Source organism: Streptomyces sp. HD, assembly GCF_028369295.1.
In the GTDB taxonomy this organism is placed as follows: domain Bacteria; phylum Actinomycetota; class Actinomycetes; order Streptomycetales; family Streptomycetaceae; genus Streptomyces.
In genome coordinates this window covers 63,006-81,865 of sequence record NZ_JAQMYP010000007.1, presented here as the reverse complement: position 1 = coordinate 81,865, position 18,860 = coordinate 63,006, and the positions used below count along the sequence as shown (strand labels likewise).

15 protein-coding genes are annotated in these 18,860 nt (G+C 70.4%); 7 read left to right on the top strand and 8 right to left on the bottom strand.

Features of this window, described 5'->3' with window-relative positions; genetic code table 11:
* Positions 1–114: 114 nt before the first annotated feature.
* Positions 115–741, bottom strand: coding sequence for an HdeD family acid-resistance protein (locus POF73_RS09285; RefSeq protein ID WP_272114066.1), 627 nt, complete (start codon positions 739–741; stop codon positions 115–117).
* A gap of 69 nt (positions 742–810) precedes the next feature.
* Here POF73_RS09285 and POF73_RS09280 point away from each other — a divergent pair, with 69 nt between their 5' ends.
* On the top strand, positions 811–1,560 hold the full coding sequence (locus POF73_RS09280; RefSeq protein WP_272114065.1) for an enoyl-CoA hydratase/isomerase family protein: 750 nt from the start codon (positions 811–813) through the stop codon (positions 1,558–1,560).
* Here POF73_RS09280 and POF73_RS09275 read toward each other — a convergent pair.
* Both POF73_RS09275 and POF73_RS09270 read right to left on the bottom strand, forming a co-directional pair.
* Positions 1,547–2,182, bottom strand: coding sequence for a DJ-1/PfpI family protein (locus POF73_RS09275; protein WP_272114064.1), 636 nt, complete (start codon positions 2,180–2,182; stop codon positions 1,547–1,549). The genes POF73_RS09280 and POF73_RS09275 overlap by 14 nt on opposite strands.
* 53 nt (positions 2,183–2,235) lie before the next feature.
* Positions 2,236–3,195: a GlxA family transcriptional regulator gene (locus POF73_RS09270; RefSeq protein WP_272114063.1), complete on the bottom strand. Its 960-nt coding sequence runs from the start codon at positions 3,193–3,195 to the stop codon at positions 2,236–2,238.
* Positions 3,196–3,310: 115 nt separating this feature from the next.
* Here POF73_RS09270 and POF73_RS09265 point away from each other — a divergent pair, with 115 nt between their 5' ends.
* The 5 genes from POF73_RS09265 (at position 3,311) to POF73_RS09245 (ending at position 9,088) form a co-directional block, all read left to right on the top strand.
* Complete coding sequence (locus tag POF73_RS09265; protein WP_272114062.1) at positions 3,311–4,180, top strand: SCO6745 family protein; 870 nt, start codon at positions 3,311–3,313, stop codon at positions 4,178–4,180.
* Positions 4,181–4,435: 255 nt separating this feature from the next.
* Positions 4,436–4,567 (top strand): LPFR motif small protein, encoded by a 132-nt coding sequence (locus POF73_RS09260; protein WP_252100555.1) that lies wholly within the window; start codon positions 4,436–4,438, stop codon positions 4,565–4,567.
* A gap of 104 nt (positions 4,568–4,671) precedes the next feature.
* Entirely contained in the window at positions 4,672–7,065 is a 2,394-nt protein-coding gene (locus POF73_RS09255) for a Tex family protein (RefSeq protein WP_272114061.1), read from the top strand.
* A gap of 123 nt (positions 7,066–7,188) precedes the next feature.
* Positions 7,189–7,758, top strand: a complete 570-nt coding sequence (locus POF73_RS09250) for a putative glycolipid-binding domain-containing protein (RefSeq protein WP_272114060.1) — start codon at positions 7,189–7,191, stop codon at positions 7,756–7,758.
* Between the two features lie 124 nt (positions 7,759–7,882).
* Positions 7,883–9,088, top strand: coding sequence for a serine hydrolase domain-containing protein (locus tag POF73_RS09245; RefSeq protein WP_272114059.1), 1,206 nt, complete (start codon positions 7,883–7,885; stop codon positions 9,086–9,088).
* A 70-nt stretch (positions 9,089–9,158) separates the two neighbouring features.
* Here the strand turns inward: POF73_RS09245 and abc-f are convergent, their stop codons facing one another.
* The 5 genes from abc-f to POF73_RS09220 form a co-directional block, all read right to left on the bottom strand.
* Positions 9,159–10,799 (bottom strand): ribosomal protection-like ABC-F family protein, encoded by a 1,641-nt coding sequence (gene abc-f / locus POF73_RS09240; RefSeq protein WP_272114058.1) that lies wholly within the window; start codon positions 10,797–10,799, stop codon positions 9,159–9,161.
* A gap of 189 nt (positions 10,800–10,988) precedes the next feature.
* Positions 10,989–12,011: an oxidoreductase gene (locus tag POF73_RS09235; RefSeq protein WP_272114057.1), complete on the bottom strand. Its 1,023-nt coding sequence runs from the start codon at positions 12,009–12,011 to the stop codon at positions 10,989–10,991.
* A gap of 110 nt (positions 12,012–12,121) precedes the next feature.
* On the bottom strand, positions 12,122–13,825 hold the full coding sequence (locus POF73_RS09230) for a BCCT family transporter (RefSeq protein ID WP_272114056.1): 1,704 nt from the start codon (positions 13,823–13,825) through the stop codon (positions 12,122–12,124).
* An 88-nt stretch (positions 13,826–13,913) separates the two neighbouring features.
* Positions 13,914–15,173: a M14 family metallopeptidase gene (locus POF73_RS09225; protein WP_272114055.1), complete on the bottom strand. Its 1,260-nt coding sequence runs from the start codon at positions 15,171–15,173 to the stop codon at positions 13,914–13,916.
* Complete coding sequence (locus POF73_RS09220; protein WP_272114054.1) at positions 15,170–17,128, bottom strand: Xaa-Pro dipeptidyl-peptidase; 1,959 nt, start codon at positions 17,126–17,128, stop codon at positions 15,170–15,172. The genes POF73_RS09225 and POF73_RS09220 overlap by 4 nt, the downstream gene beginning before the upstream one ends.
* Before the next feature lie 228 nt (positions 17,129–17,356).
* On the opposite strand from POF73_RS09220, the gene POF73_RS09215 reads away from it, so the two are divergent.
* Positions 17,357–18,859 carry a M1 family metallopeptidase gene (locus POF73_RS09215; RefSeq protein WP_272114053.1) on the top strand — a complete coding sequence of 501 codons (1,503 nt, stop codon included), beginning with the start codon at positions 17,357–17,359 and terminating at the stop codon, positions 18,857–18,859.
* Position 18,860 lies beyond the last annotated feature (1 nt).

Genomic DNA, 18,860 nt, shown 5'->3' with positions numbered 1-18,860 from the left:
GTCCGGACCGTAGAACTGAACACAAGTCAGCAGGTATCGAGCGTTTCTGATCGTTGGCGCATGACAGCGTCAGATGGAGGACCGCTCCTGTCGTGCTGGTGCCGACTTGGCGAACTATTCGGGTTGTACGGGTTTGCCGGCGCTGTCGCCCGGTTCCTTCTGCCTGTCCCCTTCAGGGGGCATTTGCTCGGCGACCATGCTGACGACCCGGCGTCCGCCGAAGCCGGTCGCGAGCAGGCCGAGTCCGTCGAAGAGCAGGGCAAGGGAGAAGAGGGTTCCGATGACGTATCTGCTGCTGGGCCAGGAACTCAGCACCAGGATGCCGAGGAGCAGGTCGAAGGCGCCCTGCAGCAGGGTCCAGCCGAACTGCGGACCGCGCACCACCAGGCCGCCGACCAGCCGGAACAACCCGCCCGTCAGGAACAGCAGCGCGGCGAACATGGCCAGCGCCTCGGCCGCCGCCTCCGGTCTGCGGATCACCACCACACCGGCCGCGATGTTGAGCGCGGCAACCGCGACACCGAGCCAGAAGAAGTTGCTGCCGCGCGCCTGGACCGCGTGCAGCAGGCCGACGATGCCACCGATCAGCAGCAGCCAGCCGAACAGAAGCATCGAGGTCAGCGTGGCGACGCCGGTGTAGAGGAGACCGACGACTCCCGCGACCACCAGAATCACGCCCAGCGCCGCGAGCCGGCCGAAGCTGCGGCTCAGCCTGGCGGTCTCGCCCTTGTCTCCCCGCATCCGGGGCCTCCTAGCGCTGCGGCCCCCTTCTTGATCGTACGGTGACGGGGTGCGGCTAGCATCCGACGCATGGAGCCCCAGCTGCAGTACAGCGTCGCCGATTCGGTCGCCACCGTCGTCATCCACCATCCGGCCAAGCGCAACGCGATGACGGCCGCGATGTGGCGGGCGCTGCCGCCGCTGCTCGACACGCTGTCCGCCGATCCCGCCGTGCGGGCGCTGGTGCTGACCGGTGAGGGCGGGACGTTCTGCGCGGGCGCCGACATCTCCACGCTGCAGGGGTCGCCGCTGGAGGCACAGACGCTGGCCGTGGCCGCCGAGGAGGCGCTGGCCGCCTTTCCGAAGCCGACGCTGGCGGCGATCCGGGGGCACTGTGTGGGCGGCGGGTCGCAGCTGGCGGCGGCGTGCGATCTGCGGTTCGCCGAGGAGGGGTCACTGTTCGGGGTGACACCGGCCAAGCTCGGCATCGTGTATCCGGCGTCCTCCACCCGGCGACTGGTGTCGCTGGTGGGGCCGGCCGCCGCCAAGTACCTGCTGTTCTCGGGCGAGTTGATCGACGCGGCGCGAGCACTGCGTACGGGCCTGGTGGACGAGGTGCTGCCGGAGGGCGAACTCGGCAAGCGGGTCGTGGAGTTCACCCGGATCCTGGTGTCGCGCTCGCAGCTGACGCAGGCCGCGGCGAAGGAGTTCGCGAACGGGCGCACCGACCGGGACGGGCACTGGGCGGAGCAGGCGCACGGAAGCGGCGACACCGCGGAGGGCGTCGCCGCGTTCCTGGAGCGCAGGCGGCCCCACTTCACCTGGACTACGTCAGGCTGAAGCGGCTGTCGGTGCGGAACTCCTCCACGAGATGGGCGGGCGCCTTCTGCGGGGAGCCCGCGTCGTAGGGCGGCTGTGGGTCGTACTCGGTCAACAGCTGTACGGCCTGGGCGTGTTCGTCGCCGGCGATCTTCCCGACCAGGGTCAGGCCCATGTCGATGCCCGCGGAGACACCGGCCGCGGTGAGGTACTTGCCGTCGAACACCACGCGCTCACCCGTGGGCTCGGCGCCGTAGTGCGGCAGGTGGTCGAGGGTGAGCCAGTGGGAAGTGGCGCGGCGACCCTCCAGCAGGCCTGCGGCGGCGAGCAGCAGCGAGCCCGAGCAGACGGAAGTCGTCCAGGTGCTGGTGGAGTCGGCCGTCCTGAGCCACTTCAGGAAGGTCTCGTTCGCCATCTCGGTGGGGGTTCCGGGGCCGCCCGGCACCACGACGACATCGGGGTGCGGCACCTCGGCCAGGGCCTTGTCCGCCGTGATGGCGAGGAACCCGGTGTCGGCGCGTACGGGTCCGGCCTGCGCGGCGACGAAGTCGACCTGCACGTCCGGGACACGGCTCAGGACCTCGTAGGGCCCGATGATGTCGAGGGCGGTGAAGCGGTCGTACAGGACCATCGCGATCTGCATGGATTTCCCTTTCCGAGGAGCTGAGGCGGGGCTTCGGCCGGGCCTGGGCCGGTTCAGTGGACGGTCGTGGGGCGGAAGCGGCGGCGGTACTCGGCCGGGGCCGTCCCGAGGCTCTTGACGAAGGCGCGCCGCATGGCTTCGGGGGTGCCGTAGCCGCAGGCGCGGGAGATCTCCTCGACGCCGTCGTGCGTGTCCTCCAGAAGGCGGCGGGCGTGTTCGAGGCGGACGCGGTCGACGTACCGGCCGGGGGTCATGCCCGTCTCGCTCTGGAAGGCGCGGGCGAAGTGACGCGGCGAGAGGGTCGCGCGGGCGGCCAGTGAGTCGACCGTCAAATCGTCGTCGGGGTGCTCGGTGATCCAGCGCTGGACCTCCCTGAGCGGCTCGCGCTGCGCTGTCTGGGCGGCCAGCTGGGCGCTGAACTGGGCCTGGTTTCCGGGTCGGCGCAGGAAGACGACCAGGTGGCGGGCCAGGTTGAGGGCCACGTCGCGGCCCAGGTCCTCCTCGACCAGGGCGAGGGCGAGGTCGATGCCCGAGGTCACGCCGGCGGAGGTGGCGACGTGGCCGTCCCGCACAAAGATGGGGTCCGGGTCGACCTCGACGGCCGGGTGGTCGCGGGCGAGCTTGTCGCAGTACGCCCAGTGGGTCGTGGCCCGGCGTCCGTCCAGCAGGCCCGCGGCGGCGAGCAGGATCGCGCCGGTGCAGACGGAGACCAGGCGTTCGGCCCGGGGGCCGTGCTCGCGCAGCCAGTCGGTGAGGGCCGGATCGGGGTTGCGAGTGCCGTTGCCGCCCGGGACGACGAGGGTGTGCGGGTCCTGGGTGTCGGTGAGGGAGTGGTCCGGTACGACGGTCAGGCCGCTGGAGGTGCGCACGGGAGCGCCGTCCAGGGTGGCCGTACGGATCCGATACGTGCCCGGAGTGTGCTTCTCGGCCCCCGCGAAGACCTCCAGCGGCCCGGTGACATCGAGGCTCTGCACGTCGTCGAAGAGGACGAAGAGAACGGTTCGGTGTGCCATGCCGTCGATTCTTCGGGGCGGGGACGGGTGGCGGCAATGACGAGCTTCCCACCTTTTCTGCCATGGGCTCGCGCGCACGGGAGCGGCGTACCAAGCGGTTGGTAACCTGCCGGGCATGACTACTGCCGTCCTCGAACCCCGTGCCGGGCGCCGCTGCCACAACGTGCTCAACTCCCTGCACGCGACGTCGTACTTCGCTCCCGAGCTGGGCAAGGAATGCGCCGCCATCGGGATCACGCACCCCCGGGCCGTCAACTTCGCGGTGCGGGCAGCCGCGATGGGAGCGGTGGGTGCGGGGGCGGTGACGGCGACGTTCTACAACTACAAGTACGAGTTGGTGGCGCGGCACGTCCCTGCGGTCTGGGCCGTCGCCTCGCCCGGGGAGGTGCTGGCGGCACGCGCGCGTGCGGTCGACGGGGCGTTGCGGCGGTTGCTCGGTGAGGACGCGGTGGCGTCGGCGGAGATGGGCGAGGCCGCGCGGCTGGCGCTTCGGGCGGCCGAGGCGTGTTCGCGCAGTGCTCGGCCGTTGTACTCGGCGCATGCGGATCTGACGGTGCCCGAGGAGCCGCATCTGGCGTACTTCCATGCCGCCACGTTGCTGCGTGAGCATCGGGGGGACGGGCATCTGGCCGTGTTGATGGCGGCTGGGCTCGATGGGCTGGAGGCCGTGGTGACGCATACCGCGACCGGTAAGGGCATGGCGCCGAAGTGGGTGTTCACCACGCGTGGCTGGGCTCAGGAGGACTGGGATGCGGCGTGTGGGCGGCTGCGGGAGCGGGGGTTGCTGGATGGTGCGGGGGATTTGACGCCGGCGGGTGTTGCGCTGCGTGAGGAGATCGAGGCCGAGACGGATCGGCTGGATCGGGGGCCGTATGCCCACCTTGGGGTGGAGGGGGTTGCTCGGCTGACTGAGCTGGGTGCGGGGTTTGCTCGGGCCGTGGTGGGGGCTGGGGCGTTTCCGGTGGATCTGCTCGGCCGGGGGTGAACTGTCGGGGTGCGCGGACCGGTTTTTCGCCCCCGCCGCCCCTACCCGTCCCATCCTCCAGGGGCTCGGCCCCTTCGACCCCGGCCCCTCCTGGGGGCTGCGCACCCAGACCCCCGCTACGGCCCCTGAAGGGCCTTGTCCTCAAACGCCGGACGGGCTGAAAGACCCGACCGGCGTTTGCGCTGCATGGCGTGCCCAAGGTGCGGTACCCGGTCCTCAGTCGGTCATCGTGACGGCTGAGGAGAGGTGAATCGCGTGTTCCGTGCAATCGCAGATGTGTTGCGGCAGATCGGCGGCGCCATCGCCACCGTGGTGACGTTGCCGTTCCGGGCTCTCGCCCGGCTCTTCGGCGGCGCCTCGGGAAGCACTCGCAGTCGCCGGGCCTGAATTCGTCCCACCCGCGACGGGCCGGGTTGGTGCCCTGATCCCCGGTTGTCGGTGTCACCTGCCACAATTGCCGCGCAACCTCAGTGAAAAGGCGGGACGGGATCGTGACGACACCCCTCGTAGGGTCCATCGAAGGCAGGATCGCCGCGGAGCTCGGCGTACGGGAGCGGCAGGTGAAAGCTGCCGTGGAGCTGCTCGACGGCGGTTCGACGGTGCCCTTCATCGCCCGCTACCGCAAGGAAGCGACCGAGATGCTCGACGATGCGCAGCTGCGCACGGTCGAGGAGCGGCTGCGCTATCTGCGGGAGCTTGAGGAGCGGCGGACGGCGATCCTCGACTCGGTGCGTGAGCAGGGCAAGCTGACCGAGGAACTGGAGGCGCGGATCCGCGGCGCCGAGACCAAGGCACGGCTTGAGGACATCTATCTGCCGTACAAGCCCAAGCGGCGGACCAAGGCGCAGATCGCCCGGGAGGCCGGGCTTGAGCCGCTCGCCGAAGGGCTGCTCGGCGACCCGGGCGTCGACCCGCTGGCGGCTGCCGCCGCGTTCGTCGACGCCGACAAGGGCGTCGCCGATCCGCAGGCCGCCCTCGATGGTGCCCGGGCGATCCTCACCGAGCGGTTCTCGGAGGACGCCGACCTGATCGGCGAGCTGCGTGAGCGCATGTGGGTGCGCGGGCGGCTGGCCGCCAAGGTACGGGAGGGCAAGGAGGAGGCGGGCGCGAAGTTCTCCGACTACTTCGACTTCGCCGAGCCGTTCACCGAGCTGCCCTCGCACCGGATCCTCGCCATGCTCCGCGGGGAGAAGGAGGAGGTTCTCGACCTCGTCCTGGAGCCGGAGGAGGCCGTCGACGGGCCCTCGTCGTACGAGGGGATCGTCGCCCACAAGTTCGGGATCGCCGAGCGTGGTCGCCCCGCCGACAAGTGGCTGACGGACACGGTTCGCTGGGCCTGGCGGACGCGCATCCTCGTCCACCTCGGCATCGACCTGCGGCTGCGGCTGCGGACGGCCGCCGAGGACGAGGCCGTGGGCGTGTTCGCGGCCAACCTGCGTGACCTGCTGCTCGCCGCGCCCGCAGGCACGCGCGCGACGCTCGGCCTGGACCCGGGCTTCCGTACGGGTGTGAAGGTCGCCGTGGTCGACGCGACCGGCAAGGTCATGGCCACCGACGTCATCTACCCGCACGTCCCTGCCAACAAGTGGGACGAGGCCATCGCCAAGCTGGCGCGGCTGGCGAAGGAGCACTCGGTCGACCTGGTCGCGATCGGAAACGGCACGGCCTCCCGCGAAACCGACAAGCTCGCCGGTGAACTCATCACCAAGCACCCGGAGTTGAAGCTGACGAAGGTGATGGTGTCCGAGGCGGGTGCCTCCGTGTACTCGGCATCGGCCTTCGCCTCGCAGGAGCTGCCCGACATGGACGTCTCGCTGCGCGGCGCGGTGTCCATCGCCCGGCGGCTGCAGGACCCGCTCGCCGAGCTGGTGAAGATCGACCCCAAGTCGATCGGTGTCGGCCAGTACCAGCACGACCTGTCCGAGGTGAAGCTGTCGCGCTCGCTGGACGCGGTGGTGGAGGACTGTGTGAACGGCGTCGGTGTCGACGTCAACACCGCCTCCGCGCCGCTCCTCGCGCGCGTCTCCGGCATCACCTCCGGGCTCGCCGAGAACATCGTGTCCCACCGGGACGCCAACGGACCGTTCACGTCCCGCTCTCAGCTGAAGAACGTGGCACGGCTCGGCCCGAAGGCGTACGAGCAGTGCGCGGGCTTCCTGCGCATCCGTGGCGGCGACGACCCGCTGGACGCGTCCAGCGTGCACCCGGAGGCCTACCCGGTCGTACGGCGCATGGTGAAGACGTCGGGTCAGGAGGTGGCCGCGCTCATCGGCAACACGGGCGTGCTGCGCTCGCTGAAGCCGAACGACTTCGTGGACGAGACCTTCGGTCTGCCGACCGTCACGGACATCCTCAAGGAGCTGGAGAAGCCCGGGCGCGACCCGCGTCCCGCCTTCAAGACGGCCACCTTCAAGGAGGGCGTCGAGAAGATCTCCGACCTTGCGTCCGGGATGGTCCTGGAGGGTGTCGTGACGAACGTGGCGGCCTTCGGGGCATTCGTGGACATCGGTGTCCACCAGGACGGGCTGGTGCACGTCTCGGCGATGTCGAAGACATTCGTGAAGGACCCGCGCGACGTGGTCAAGCCCGGTGACATCGTCAAGGTGAAGGTCCTCGACATCGACATTCCGCGCAAGCGGATCTCCCTGACGCTGCGGCTCGACGACGAGGCGGCCCCGCAGGGCCAGCAGCAGGGCGGGGGCGGCGGCGAGCGTCGCCAGCGCGGCGGGCGTCCGCCTCAGCAGCGGCAGGGCCGCGGCGGCGGTGGCGGTGGCGGTGGTAGCCGAGGTGGCGGTTCGCGCCAGGCTGCGCCTCCGGCCAACAGCGCCATGGCCGACGCGCTGCGCCGCGCGGGTCTCCTCGACCCCAAGCAGGGCAAGCGCTGAACCGGCACGCAGGGCAAGCCTGAGCCCGCGCGGCGGGCCAGGGCGGTGCTGACGCGACACACGGGCCCGGACCCTCCGGTACGACTCGGAGGGTCCGGGCCCGTTCGCCCGTAAGGTGACCGCATGCCGACATCGCGTGTCATCACCTGGGAAGTGTCGGAGAGCAAGGGCATCGAGACCGCCTGGACCGAGCTCGGCGGCGATGTCCTGCGGGCCCGCGGCCGGGCGGTCGGGACGACGCCGGAGCCGTACTGGATCTCGTACGAACTCGACACGGGGAACCGTTTCGTGACGCGTCGGCTGTCCGTTGGCGTCGAGTCCGCGGGCGGCGTGCGCACGCTCGATCTGCGGCACGACGGAGCGGGTCGGTGGACGGCGAACGGTGAGCGGCTGCCCGAGGTCGACGGCGCCCTCGACTGCGATCTCGGCCTGTGTCCGCTCACCAACACGATGCCGGTGCTGCGGCACGGGCTCCATCGGGCGCCCGGGGAACGGGAGTTGCGGATGGCTTGGGTGTCGGTGCCGGATCTGACCGTGCTGCCGTCACGGCAGACCTACACGCATCTGGAGCCGGGCCGGATCCGCTTCGTCTCGGGCGACTTCCGCAGTGACATCGAGTTCGACGACGACGGCTTCGTCGTCGACTATCCGAGCCTGGCGACGCGGCTGCGCCGATCCGGATCGTGTGGATGATCCGGACCATCCGGCGGGCCAGGGCGGCCTGTTGCGCCAAGTGCAGTAGCACGAGCGGCCGCCCGGATGCGGGCGGGCAAGGCTGGACGCCCAGTCCTGTGTCCGCCGCCGCTCAGGAGAGCCGATGCCGACCCCGTTGCGCCACCGTCCCCCGTTCGGGCCCCGTCTGGGGGCGGTCTCTCTCATCACCGTCTGCCTGACCCTGCTGTGCACGCTGTCCCCGGCCGCCGCGGGCACCGCCTCGGAGCCCCGACCGCAGCCCCATGACTCCCTTCAGCAGCAGCTGGACGAGCTGGTCCGTGCGCCGGGTGGCCCGCCGGGCGTCATCGCCGTTCTGCGCGACGGCAAGGGAAGCCGGGTCGTGCGGGCCGGTGTCGCGGAGCTGGGCAGCGGGCGCGGGCCCGAGCCGGACGACCACATGCGCGTCGCCAGTACGGCCAAGGCGTTCAGCGGGGCGGTGGCGCTGGCCCTGGTCGACCGTCGCTATCTGAGTCTCGACGACACCCTGCGCGAGCGGCTGCCCCAGCTACCGCCGGCCTGGGGTTCCGTGACGCTGCGCCAGCTGCTGAACCACACCAGTGGCCTGCCCGACTTCGTCGAGGCACCGACGTTCCTCAACACCCTTCTCGCCGACCCCCAGCACCACTTCGACCCCCGCCGACCGCTCGACCACGTCGCCGACCGGCAGCTGCGGTTCCCGCCGGGCTCGCGGTACCAGTACTCCGACTCCGACAACATCGCCGTGGCCCTGATGGCCGAGGCGGCGACCCGCGTCCCCTACGAGCGGCTGCTGGACGACCTGGTGTACCGGCCGCTCGGACTGCGCCGGACCAGCCTGCCGCAGGGGTTCCGGTTGCCGACGCCCCATCTGCACGGCTACGACGTGAGCCCGCCCGCGGTACCGGCGGACGTCAGCGAGCTCCTCAGCCTGTCCGGCGCCTGGGCGTCGGGCGGCATGGTCTCCACGCCCGCCGACCTGACCCGCTTCGTGCGCGGCTACGTGGGTGGCCGGCTGTACGGCCGCGACCGCGACGTCGTACGGGAGCAGCGGCGCTGGGTTCCCGGGGCCGCGTCCGATCCCGCCGGGCCGGGGCGCAACGACGCGGGCCTCGGCGTCTTCCGGTACACGACCCGGTGCGGTGTGGTGCTGGGGCACACCGGTAACACACCCGGCTACACACAGCTGATCGCGGCCACGCCGGACGGCCGCCGGTCGCTGACCTTCTCCACGACCACGCAGATCAACGAGACCATGCAACCCGCTCTGCTGCGGCAACTGCGCGCCGTACAGGAGAACTTCGTCTGCTCCCTGCTGGGTCACAGGGGCTGAGCGGCGTCACGGGAGGCTGAGCGACGTCACAGGGGGTGACGGAGTCGGCCGGGAGCGGCGGCGGGCGCCCCTAGCGTTCGGTCACCTTGCCGTCGGCGATCTCCAGGCGGCGGGTGACGTGGACCGCGTCGAGCATGCGCCGGTCGTGGGTGACCAGGAGCAGGGTGCCCTCGTAGGCGTCCAGGGCCGATTCCAGTTGCTCGATGGCCGGCAGGTCCAGGTGGTTGGTGGGCTCGTCCAGGACGAGGAGGTTGACGCCCCTGCCCTGGAGGAGGGCGAGGGCGGCGCGGGTGCGTTCGCCCGGGGAGAGGGTGGCCGCGGAGCGCAGGACGTGGTCCCTCTTCAGGCCGAACTTGGCCAGGAGGGTGCGTACTTCGGACGGTTCGGTGTCCGGGACGGCCGCGCAGAAGGCGTCCAGCAGGGATTCCTCGCCGTGGAACAGCTTGCGGGCCTGGTCGACCTCGCCGATCAGGACGCCGGAGCCGAGCGTCGACCCGCCCGCGGTCAGGGGGACACGTCCCAGCAGGGCGCCCAGCAGTGTGGACTTGCCCGCGCCGTTGGCGCCCGTGACCGCCACGCGGTCCGCCCAGTCGATCTGGAGGGACACCGGGCCGAGGGTGAAGTCGCCGCGTCGGACCTCGGCGTCGCGCAGGGTCGCGACCACCGCGCCCGAGCGGGGCGCCGAGGCGATCTCCATGCGTAGTTCCCACTCCTTGCGCGGCTCCTCGACGACTTCCAGGCGCTCGATCATGCGCTGGGTCTGGCGGGCCTTCGCGGCCTGCTTCTCGCTGGCCTCGCTGCGGAACTTGCGGCCGATCTTGTCGTTGTCGTTGTTCGCCTTGCGCCGGGCGTTCTTGACGCCCTTGTCCATCCAGGAGCGCTGCGTCTGCGCCCGGTCCTGGAGGGCGGCCTTCTTGTCGGCGTACTCCTCGTAGTCGTCGCGGGCGTGCCGACGGGCCACCTCGCGTTCCTCCAGGTAGGCCTCGTAGCCGCCGCCGTAGAGGTTGATCTGCTGCTGGGCAAGGTCGAGTTCGAGGACCTTGGTGACCGTGCGGGTGAGGAACTCGCGGTCGTGGCTGACGACGACCGTGCCGGCGCGCAGGCCGGAGACGAAGCGTTCCAGGCGCTCCAGGCCGTCGAGGTCGAGGTCGTTCGTCGGCTCGTCCAGCAGGAAGACGTCGTAACGGGAGAGCAGCAGCGAGGCCAGTCCTGCGCGGGCCGCCTGGCCGCCGGACAGGGACGTCATCGGCTGGTCCAGGTCCACGGCCAGGCCCAGCGAGTCGGCGACCTCCTCGGCCCGCTCGTCGAGGTCGGCGCCGCCCAGGTCGAGCCAGCGCTCCAGGCTCGTGGCGTACGCGTCGTCCGCGCCCGGCGCGCCGTCCACGAGGGCCTGTGTCGCCTCGTCCATCACACGCTGGGCCTCGGCGACTCCGGTGCGGCGGGCCAGGAACTGCCGTACGGTCTCGCCGGGCCGCCGCTCCGGCTCCTGCGGAAGGTGACCGACGGTCGCCGTCGGCGGGGACAGCCGCAGCTCGCCCTCCTCCGGCCCGGTGAGCCCGGCGAGCAGGCGGAGCAGGGTGGACTTGCCCGCACCGTTGGCCCCGACCAGGCCGATCACGTCTCCGGGCGCGACGACGAGGTCGAGCCCGCTGAACAGGGAGCGGTCGCCGTGGCCGGCGGCGAGGTTCTTGACGACGAGGGTGGCAGTCACAGGGAGCGATCCTAATGCGCGCACCACCCAGGACGCGCCGGGGTTTCCCGCGCACAAGAACGCCGGGGTCGGCAACGCCGCCAAGGGGCGCGGGGAACTGCGCGACCAGCCACAACGAGCCCGCAGACGCACGACGGCATAGCACAGCACCCCTCCCGCGGAGCGAATCGCGGCACCCCCGACGGCGCACTACCTCGCCATCGACTCGACCAGCACACTCCCCGACGTCCGAGCCACCACGAACGACTCCCCCTTCACGGCCTTGGCGTCCAACGCGATCCGGTGCCGCCCCGCCTCCAGAACACCGTCGAAGACCTCATGCTCATGGGTCCGGTACAGCCGGTCTACGCGATACGCGGTGAGACGGACCCGGCACGGCGAGGTCACCTCGACGCCCGCCGCGCCGTCGGCCGCCACCAGCCCGGTCAGCCGGCGCTGTTCGACCGGACTGCGGTCCAGGGCGTGTTCGATCTGGGCGACCAGCAGCGGCACGATCGGCGCGAGGCCATCGACGTACGCCACCTCTACGCCCGCGTCCGCGAAGACACGGCGTACGGCGGCACGCTGCTCCTCGCCGATCGCACGGCCGAAGGCGACGGCACCGTAGGCGCGCAGTTCGTCGGCGGGGACGCCGCCCACGTCATGGGTGATGTCGGCGCCGATGCCGATGGTACGCAGGGCCGCCGCGAGCTTGGCGAGGAGGGCGACGCGGGCGCCGATGAGGAGGACTCGGCGGCGCGGTGCCTCGGAGCCGCCGTCGAGCAGGGAGCCGAGTGCCGCCCGGTACTCGGCTCCCCGGAAGCGGAAGGGGCCGATGCCGTGGTAGCCGTTGAGTTCGAGGTCGGCGTGTTCTTCGGTCTGCCAGGCGAAGTCCTGCCAGATGTAGTCGTCATCGTCCTTGCCTATGACCGCGGTGACCGCGCCGCAGGCGAGGTCCTCGCAGTCGGGACAGCCATAGATGACATACCTGCCCCCTGGAAGCGGGGCCTCCGCCTCCAGGAGCAGGCTGCGGACCTGGGCGGTGAAGATGGCGGGCGGGACGTCGGAGGCGAGCGGGGAGACGGCGTCGAGGTCGGACAGCTGGAACAGCAGCGGGCGGCCGTCGACGATGAAGTCCACGAAGTCCCGGTGCACCTGGTAGTTACCGTTGGCGAGGACGCCACCGGCACGCATCGCCGGTGCCAGGCCGAAGGTCGCGTACTCGGCAGACATGCTGTGAGTATCCCCAGAGCGGGACCGATATGAGCGCGGCATGACATATTCCGGTACATCCCGCTCTGGGGAGCGAACAGACGGACGAGGTGCGGTCGTCCTTGCGCCACTCAGGCGTGGTCGTGGCCCAGTGGGTCGCCCTCCGCTTCGGTGCCGGCGCCCGGACCGATCTTGAACTCGAACTCGCCGTCGTACCTCTTGTGGCCCTCGATCACGGCGAGCTCGACGGCCTCGGAGCCCATCTCGCCGCGCACGATGACCGGGTCCCGGCGCAGATCGCGCATGAGGGCGACGCACATGCCGATCATCACGAGGACGAAGGGCGCGGCGGCCAGGATCGTGAGGTTCTGCAGGCCGGTGAGCGCGTCGCCCTGGCCGCTGCCGACGAGCAGCATGATGGCGGCGACGGCTCCGGTGACCACACCCCAGAACACGACGACGAAACGGCCGGGTTCGAGGGCGCCCCGCTGGGAGAGCGTGCCCATCACGATGGACGCGGCGTCCGCTCCCGAGACGAAGAAGATGCCGACCAGGATCATCACGAGCAGGCTGGTGGCGGTGGCGAGGGGGAACTCCTGGAGCACGCCGAAGAGTTGCCCCTCTGGGGTGTCCTCACCGCCGAGCCCGCCGCCCTCCTTCAGCTTCATCGCCGTACCGCCGAAGATCGCGAACCAGACGAGGCTGACGGTGCTGGGCACGAGGATGACGCCGCCGACGAACTGCCGGATGGTGCGGCCCCTGCTGATGCGGGCGATGAACATGCCGACGAAGGGCGTCCAGGAGATCCACCAGGCCCAGTAGAAGACGGTCCAGCTGCCGAGCCAGTCCGCGACGCCCTCGCCGCCGCTGGCCTCGGTGCGGCCGGCGAGCTGGGGCAGGTCGCCGAGGTAGGCGAAGATCGAGGTGGGCAGCAGGTCGAGCACGATGATCGTGGGGCCCGCGATGAACACGAAGACGGCGAGGATCAGGGCGAGCACCATGTTGGTGTTGGACAGCCACTGGATGCCCCGCTCGATGCCGGAGACGGCGGAGGCGACGAACGCCAGGGTGAGCACGGCGATGATCGCGACGAGCAGGCCTGTGCTCACGTCGTCCATCCAGTCCAGTTCCTGGAAGCCGGAGCCGATCTGGAGGGCGCCCAGGCCCAGGGAGGCCGCGGAGCCGAAGACGGTGGCGATGATCGCGAGGATGTCGATCACCCGTCCCGCCGAGCCGTTCGCGTGCTTCTCCCCGATCAGCGGGGTGAAGACGGCGCTGATGGTCTGGCGCCGGCGTTTGCGGAAGGTGCTGTAGGCGATGGCGAGTCCGACCACCGCGTAGATCGCCCAGGGGTGCAGCGTCCAGTGGAAGAGGGTGGTCGCCATCGCCGTCTCCATGCGTTCGCCGGAGTTGGCGGGGTCTGAGCCCGGGGGCGGTGTCGTGTAGTGCGAGAGCGGTTCGCTGACGCCGTAGAACATCAGGCCGATGCCCATGCCCGCGCTGAACATCATCGCGACCCAGGACACGGTCCTGAACTCGGGTTCCTCGCCCTCGGCGCCGAGGTGGATGCGGCCGTAGCGGCTCATCGCGAGCCACAGCGCGAAGACGACGAAACACGAGGCGGCCAGCATGAAGGCCCAGCCGCCGTTGTGGATCAGACCGTTGAGCATCTTCGTGGACACGCTCTCCAGCGAGTCCGTGGCCGCCCAGCCCCAGATCACAAAGGCCACCGTTATGGCGGCGGTCACCCCGAACACCACTTGGTCGGTGTGGCGGCCGGGAACGTCGACAGGACGTTCCTGGCCGCCGCCTCTCTTCTTCAGATCCTCAGTCATCTGCGGCACCTTCCCCGGTTAACGGTGGATACGCCGGTTCCACGTCGGCTACCAGGGACTACCACAGAAACTGTCGATCTTGACCGTTTCAGCAGTCGGTGTCGGGCTCACCGACCGTGAGGTGGTACGGCGCCCGCTCGTCCAGGAGCAACGGGACCAAGGCGCGCAGGGACTGGCGGAGCGGGACGTAGGTGCCGTGTGTCCGCACTCCGTGCAGGGCGAGTTCGTCCTTGACCTCCGCGTACTGGCCGGCGGTGAGCCGGTAGCCGCAGGGCGGGTCCTGGATCACCTCGGCCGGTTCGGCCGGGTCGTTGTCGGCGCCGCCGAGGTAGACGGGTCCGGTGTCGGCCCAGCCGGCGAGCCGGGCCCTGCCCGTGGCCGCCTCGACCTTACGCCGGTGCTCGTCGGCGAAGCCGAACAGGCCGTCCAGTGCCGCGAGTTGAGAGCTCACCCGGCGACGGTTGTTCAGCGCCTCGTCCGCCTTCTCCGCGTCCGTGAGCGGATCGACCCGGCTCTCGATGAGCAGGCCGACCGAGTGCTTGACGCCGGACATGTTGCGCAGGATGCGTTCCTGGCCGTCGCCGGCGACCTGCTTCACCGGGTCGCCGGTGACCGGGTCGGTCCAGATGCCGTATGTGCCGGTCGAGTGACCGGCGCTCCGCGCCGCGGGGCGGACGTACGACTCGGACAGGGCCTGTGCCTCGTCGTGGACGTGCGCGTCCGTGTTGAGATTGCGCGGCCACAGGTCGAACAGGTCCTTGTCGTAGTACTGCGGTGTGGCGCCGTACTCGTGCAGGTCGTAGACCACGTCGGGGCGCTGGTCGCGGATGACGGCGGCCATGGCGCGGCCCTCGGCGGTCTTCAGCGCGATGTGGTCGCGGTTGATGTCCACGCCGTCGCTGTTGCCGCGGGTGTCGGCGGCCCGGCCGTCGGGGTTGGCGGTGGGCACGACGAGCAGGGTGGTGCGCTCCAGGAAGCGCCGGGTCCGCTGGTCCTTGGCGTAGGCCAGGTCACGGATGGTGGACAGGCAGGCCTCGCGGCCGGAGGGTTCGTCGCCGTGCTGGCTGCAGACGAGGAGCACCTTGTTCGGGGCGGCGCGGGTGCCGATGCGGACGAGTTGGAGGGGACGGTCCTGTTTCGTCGTACCGATGCGGGCGAGGGAGATCCGGTCGCTCGCCTTGTCGACGGCCGCGAGGAAGTCCTGCTCCTCGGGCTGGCCGGTCCATCTGGCGCCGTTCGACTGCTCGAAGCCGGTGCGGGGCGGGGATTCGGCGGCCTGGGCCGGTACGGCGACGAGGGATGCCGTGAGGGCCGCCGCGGTGAGGACGACGGCTCGGATGCGGGTCACCGGCCTCCCTCCGGGATGCGGTGGGCGCCGCGCGGTGCGGTCACGCCGTCGAGGGGCGTGACCGCGGGAGCCACGGAGACGGAGCCCGTCGTGGCACGGATGAAGGCGGGGGCGCCGCCGACCAGCGGGAGGCGGGCCTTCGTACGGGAGAGATCGAGGGTCAGGGTCGGCTTGGCCGACGGAGGGTCGATCAGGTCCTTGTCCGTACCCGCGACGATCAGGGCGAGGCGATGGCCGGCCGGGACGACGTGGTCCGTGGCCGCCAGGTCGAGGGTGATCGTGTACGCCTTGCCCGGGGTCAGCGGTACGCCCTTCAGGTCCGAGGCGTAGTTGCCGAGGTCGGCCCAGCCACGGCTGACGACCGTGTAGTCGACGTCGGCGGTCTTGGCCTTGGTCTCCTTGAAGCAGGCGCTGTCACCGGTGGTGCTCGCGCCCCAGCAGGTGCGGTCGGTGAGCGTGGAGATGCCCTCGCCGCTGGTCGCGTAGTCGCGGATGGTGTCGGGGCCGAGGTCCACGAGGACGGCGGAGAGGTGGGCCGTCGAGGTGGTCGGGGTGGCGGTGACGGTGACCTCGGAGGAGCCGGACAGACGCAGGTCGCGGGTGAGCGGCCTGGTCACGAAGCCAGCTTTGTCCGGGGTGGGCCGGTCGATGTTCGCGGCCCAGTCGGTCTCGCTGTGCTGGGGGTCGTCGGTGAAGGACTCGGTGCCCTTGCCCTTGGCCGTGCCGAGGGTGCCGACGCCCGGCTGGGTGCCCTCGGCGGGGCGCAGGGTGGTGGTGGCGGTGCCGCGCGGGGGCCAGACCTTGGACGTCACCCACTGGTCGGGGTGGCGCTCGATGTCGGCCATCGGCTCGCGGTCGATGCCGTTGTCGTAGCCGAGGAGTTCATGGTCGAACCAGCGGTGCAGGGTCTCGACCCACTCGGCCCGCCGGAAGTCGAAGGGGTCGACATGGCCGGTCTGGGAGAGCCAGATCTTGCGCTCGACGCCGTTCTTCGCGAGGGCGTCCCACCACTGGCCGACGTGCTTCATACGGACGTTGAGGTCCTGCATGCCATGGATCAGGAAGACGCTCGCCCGGACCTTGCGCGCGTCCTTCACGTAGTCGCGCTCGGTCCACAGCGGGGTCCAGTCGCCCGTGCGCGGGGCCCCGTCGACCAGCATCTGCTGGACGGCGCCGCACTTGGCGCGGGCGTCGGGGCTGTCGACGTAGTCGGAGAGCCACTCGGGGCCCGAGTCGTACAGCGGGGCGCCCTGCTGGAAGTAGTAGTCGTACCAGGAGGAGATGGCGCTGATCGGGACGATGGTCTTCAGTCCCTCGACGCCGGTCGCGGCGACGCCGTTGGCGATGGTGCCGTCCCAGCTCTTGCCGATCATCCCGGTGCGGCCGTTGGTCCATGCGGTGGCCGTGGCCCTGGTCGTGCCGGTGCGGGTCGTGTACGCCCTGGCGCGGCCGTTCAGCCAGTCGACGACGGCCTTCGCGGAGAGGATGTCGGAGCGGCCGCCGACGTCCACGCAGCCGTCGGAGCGGTTGGTGCCGGCGAGGTCGACGCCGACGAAGGCGTAGCCGCGGGGCACGAAGTAGTTGTCGTAGAACAGCGGCATCTGGACCACGTTGCCGCTCGCGTCGTACGTCTTCTTCTGGCTCTCGTTGCCGCGCCCGCAGCAGGAGTAGTACGGGCTGGCGTCCATGACGACGGGCACCTTGCGGCCCTGCGCGGCGGCCTCGCGGGGCCGGACGATGTCGACGGCGACGCGGTCGTGCTTGCCGTCGCGGTCGTGGTCGAGCCCGGTGTCCACCCATACGGCCTCGCGGATCGCGTGCTCGTACGAATAGACGGGTTTGCTCTCCCGCGGGGCGGCGTGTGCCGTCATGGGGGCGAGGAACGCGGCCAGCAGGGCGGCCGTGACCGCCGCCACGAGCGGTCTCCAGATCGTGAAGCGCATGCGTTTCGGCATGCGCGGACGTTACATCGATCAACTCCTGTGCAGAAGAGGGCGGCTGATGACACGTGAGGTCCATTCGTGGCCATCCGTGTCTGGCGTGGCCGATAACCACCCCTGGGGCGGATCCACTCATGTCGGCCGAATGGCGATCGTGTGACAGCAATGGTCATGGACACACCGAGGGGCACAGGTGGTGAATAGGCTCCGGACAGACTCCACCCCCTACGACTTGGAGCTTTCGTGCACCGCAGATTCATGGCGCCGGGCGCCCTCGCGGCCGCCTCTTTGATGCTGGCGATCCCGGCGTCGGCCGCGAGCACCGCCCCCGGCGCTCCGGGCATCGGCGACCCCTACTACCCGGCCTACGGCAACGGCGGATACGACGTCTCCCATTACGACCTGCGTCTGAAGTACCAGCCGGCCACGGACGAGTTGGCGGGGACGGCGACCCTGCTGGCGAAGACCACGCAGGATCTGTCCCGCTTCAATCTGGACTTTCTGCTGGACGTCAGCGAGGTGCGGGTCAATGGCGCGAAGGCGTCGTTCGCGACCTCGGGCGAGCACGAGCTGGAGATCACGCCGAAGCAGCCGCTCGCCAAGGGCACGGCCGTCACCGTGGTCGTGCGCTACCGCGGGGTGCCGTCCACGAAGAAGGCGTACGGCTTCAACGCGTGGCTGCGCACTCCGGACGGCGGGGTCGCCGCGGGCGAGCCCGAGGGGGCCTGGTGGTGGTTCCCGAGCAATGACCACCCGCGTGACAAGGCCACCTTCGACGTGTCGGTGCAGGTGCCGGACGGCACGCAGTTCATCTCCAACGGAACGCTGCAGTCGACGACTTCACGGGCCGGCTGGACCCGCTACAACTGGCGTTCCAACAAGCCGCAGGCGACATATCTCGCCACCTTCGCGGCCGGCAAGTTCGACGTCACCACCGGGACGTCCGAGAGTGGAATTCCGGTCATCAACGCCTACAGCAAGGACCTCGGCGACACCGCCGGTGCCGCGCGGGCGAGCGTCGAGCGGACCGGGGAGATCGCCGACTGGCTGACCGAGTACTTCGGGCCGTACCCCTACAACGCGGTCGGCGGGTATGTGCCCAACACCCCTGGCGTCGGGTACGCGCTGGAGACCCAGACCCGGCCCTTCTACAGTCCCCGCCAGTTCGGGAACGGGTCGAACGTCTCGGTCGTCGTGCATGAGCTGGCCCACCAGTGGTACGGCGACGACGTGTCGGTCCGGGACTGGAAGGACATCTGGGTCAACGAGGGCTTCGCACGGTACGCGCAGTGGCTGTGGTCGGAGCACGAGGGCGAGGGGACGGCGCAGGAGATCGCCGACTACGTGTACGCCTCGCACCCGGCCGACGATGCGTTCTGGACGGTCAAGCCCGGTGATCCCGGGCCGGAGAACCAGTTCCACATCGCCGTCTACGACCGGGGTGCGCTGGCGCTGCAGGCGCTGCGCAACGAGGTCGGGGACGCGGCGTTCTTCGCGATCCTCAAGGGCTGGCCGCAGAAGTTCGCCTACGGCAACGCGTCGGTGGCCGACTTCCAGCGCTACGCCGAGGAGGTGTCCGGCAAGCCGCTGGCGGCGCTGTTCGACACTTGGCTGTTCCAGCCGTCGAAGCCGGCTGGTCCGGCGGCGCGGGAGGCGTCGATCGCGAAGGTGTCCGGGGCACCCGCGCAGCCGAAGTCGTGGAAGAAGATCGCGGCGACGAACGACGTGCACGACCACGAGCACTGAC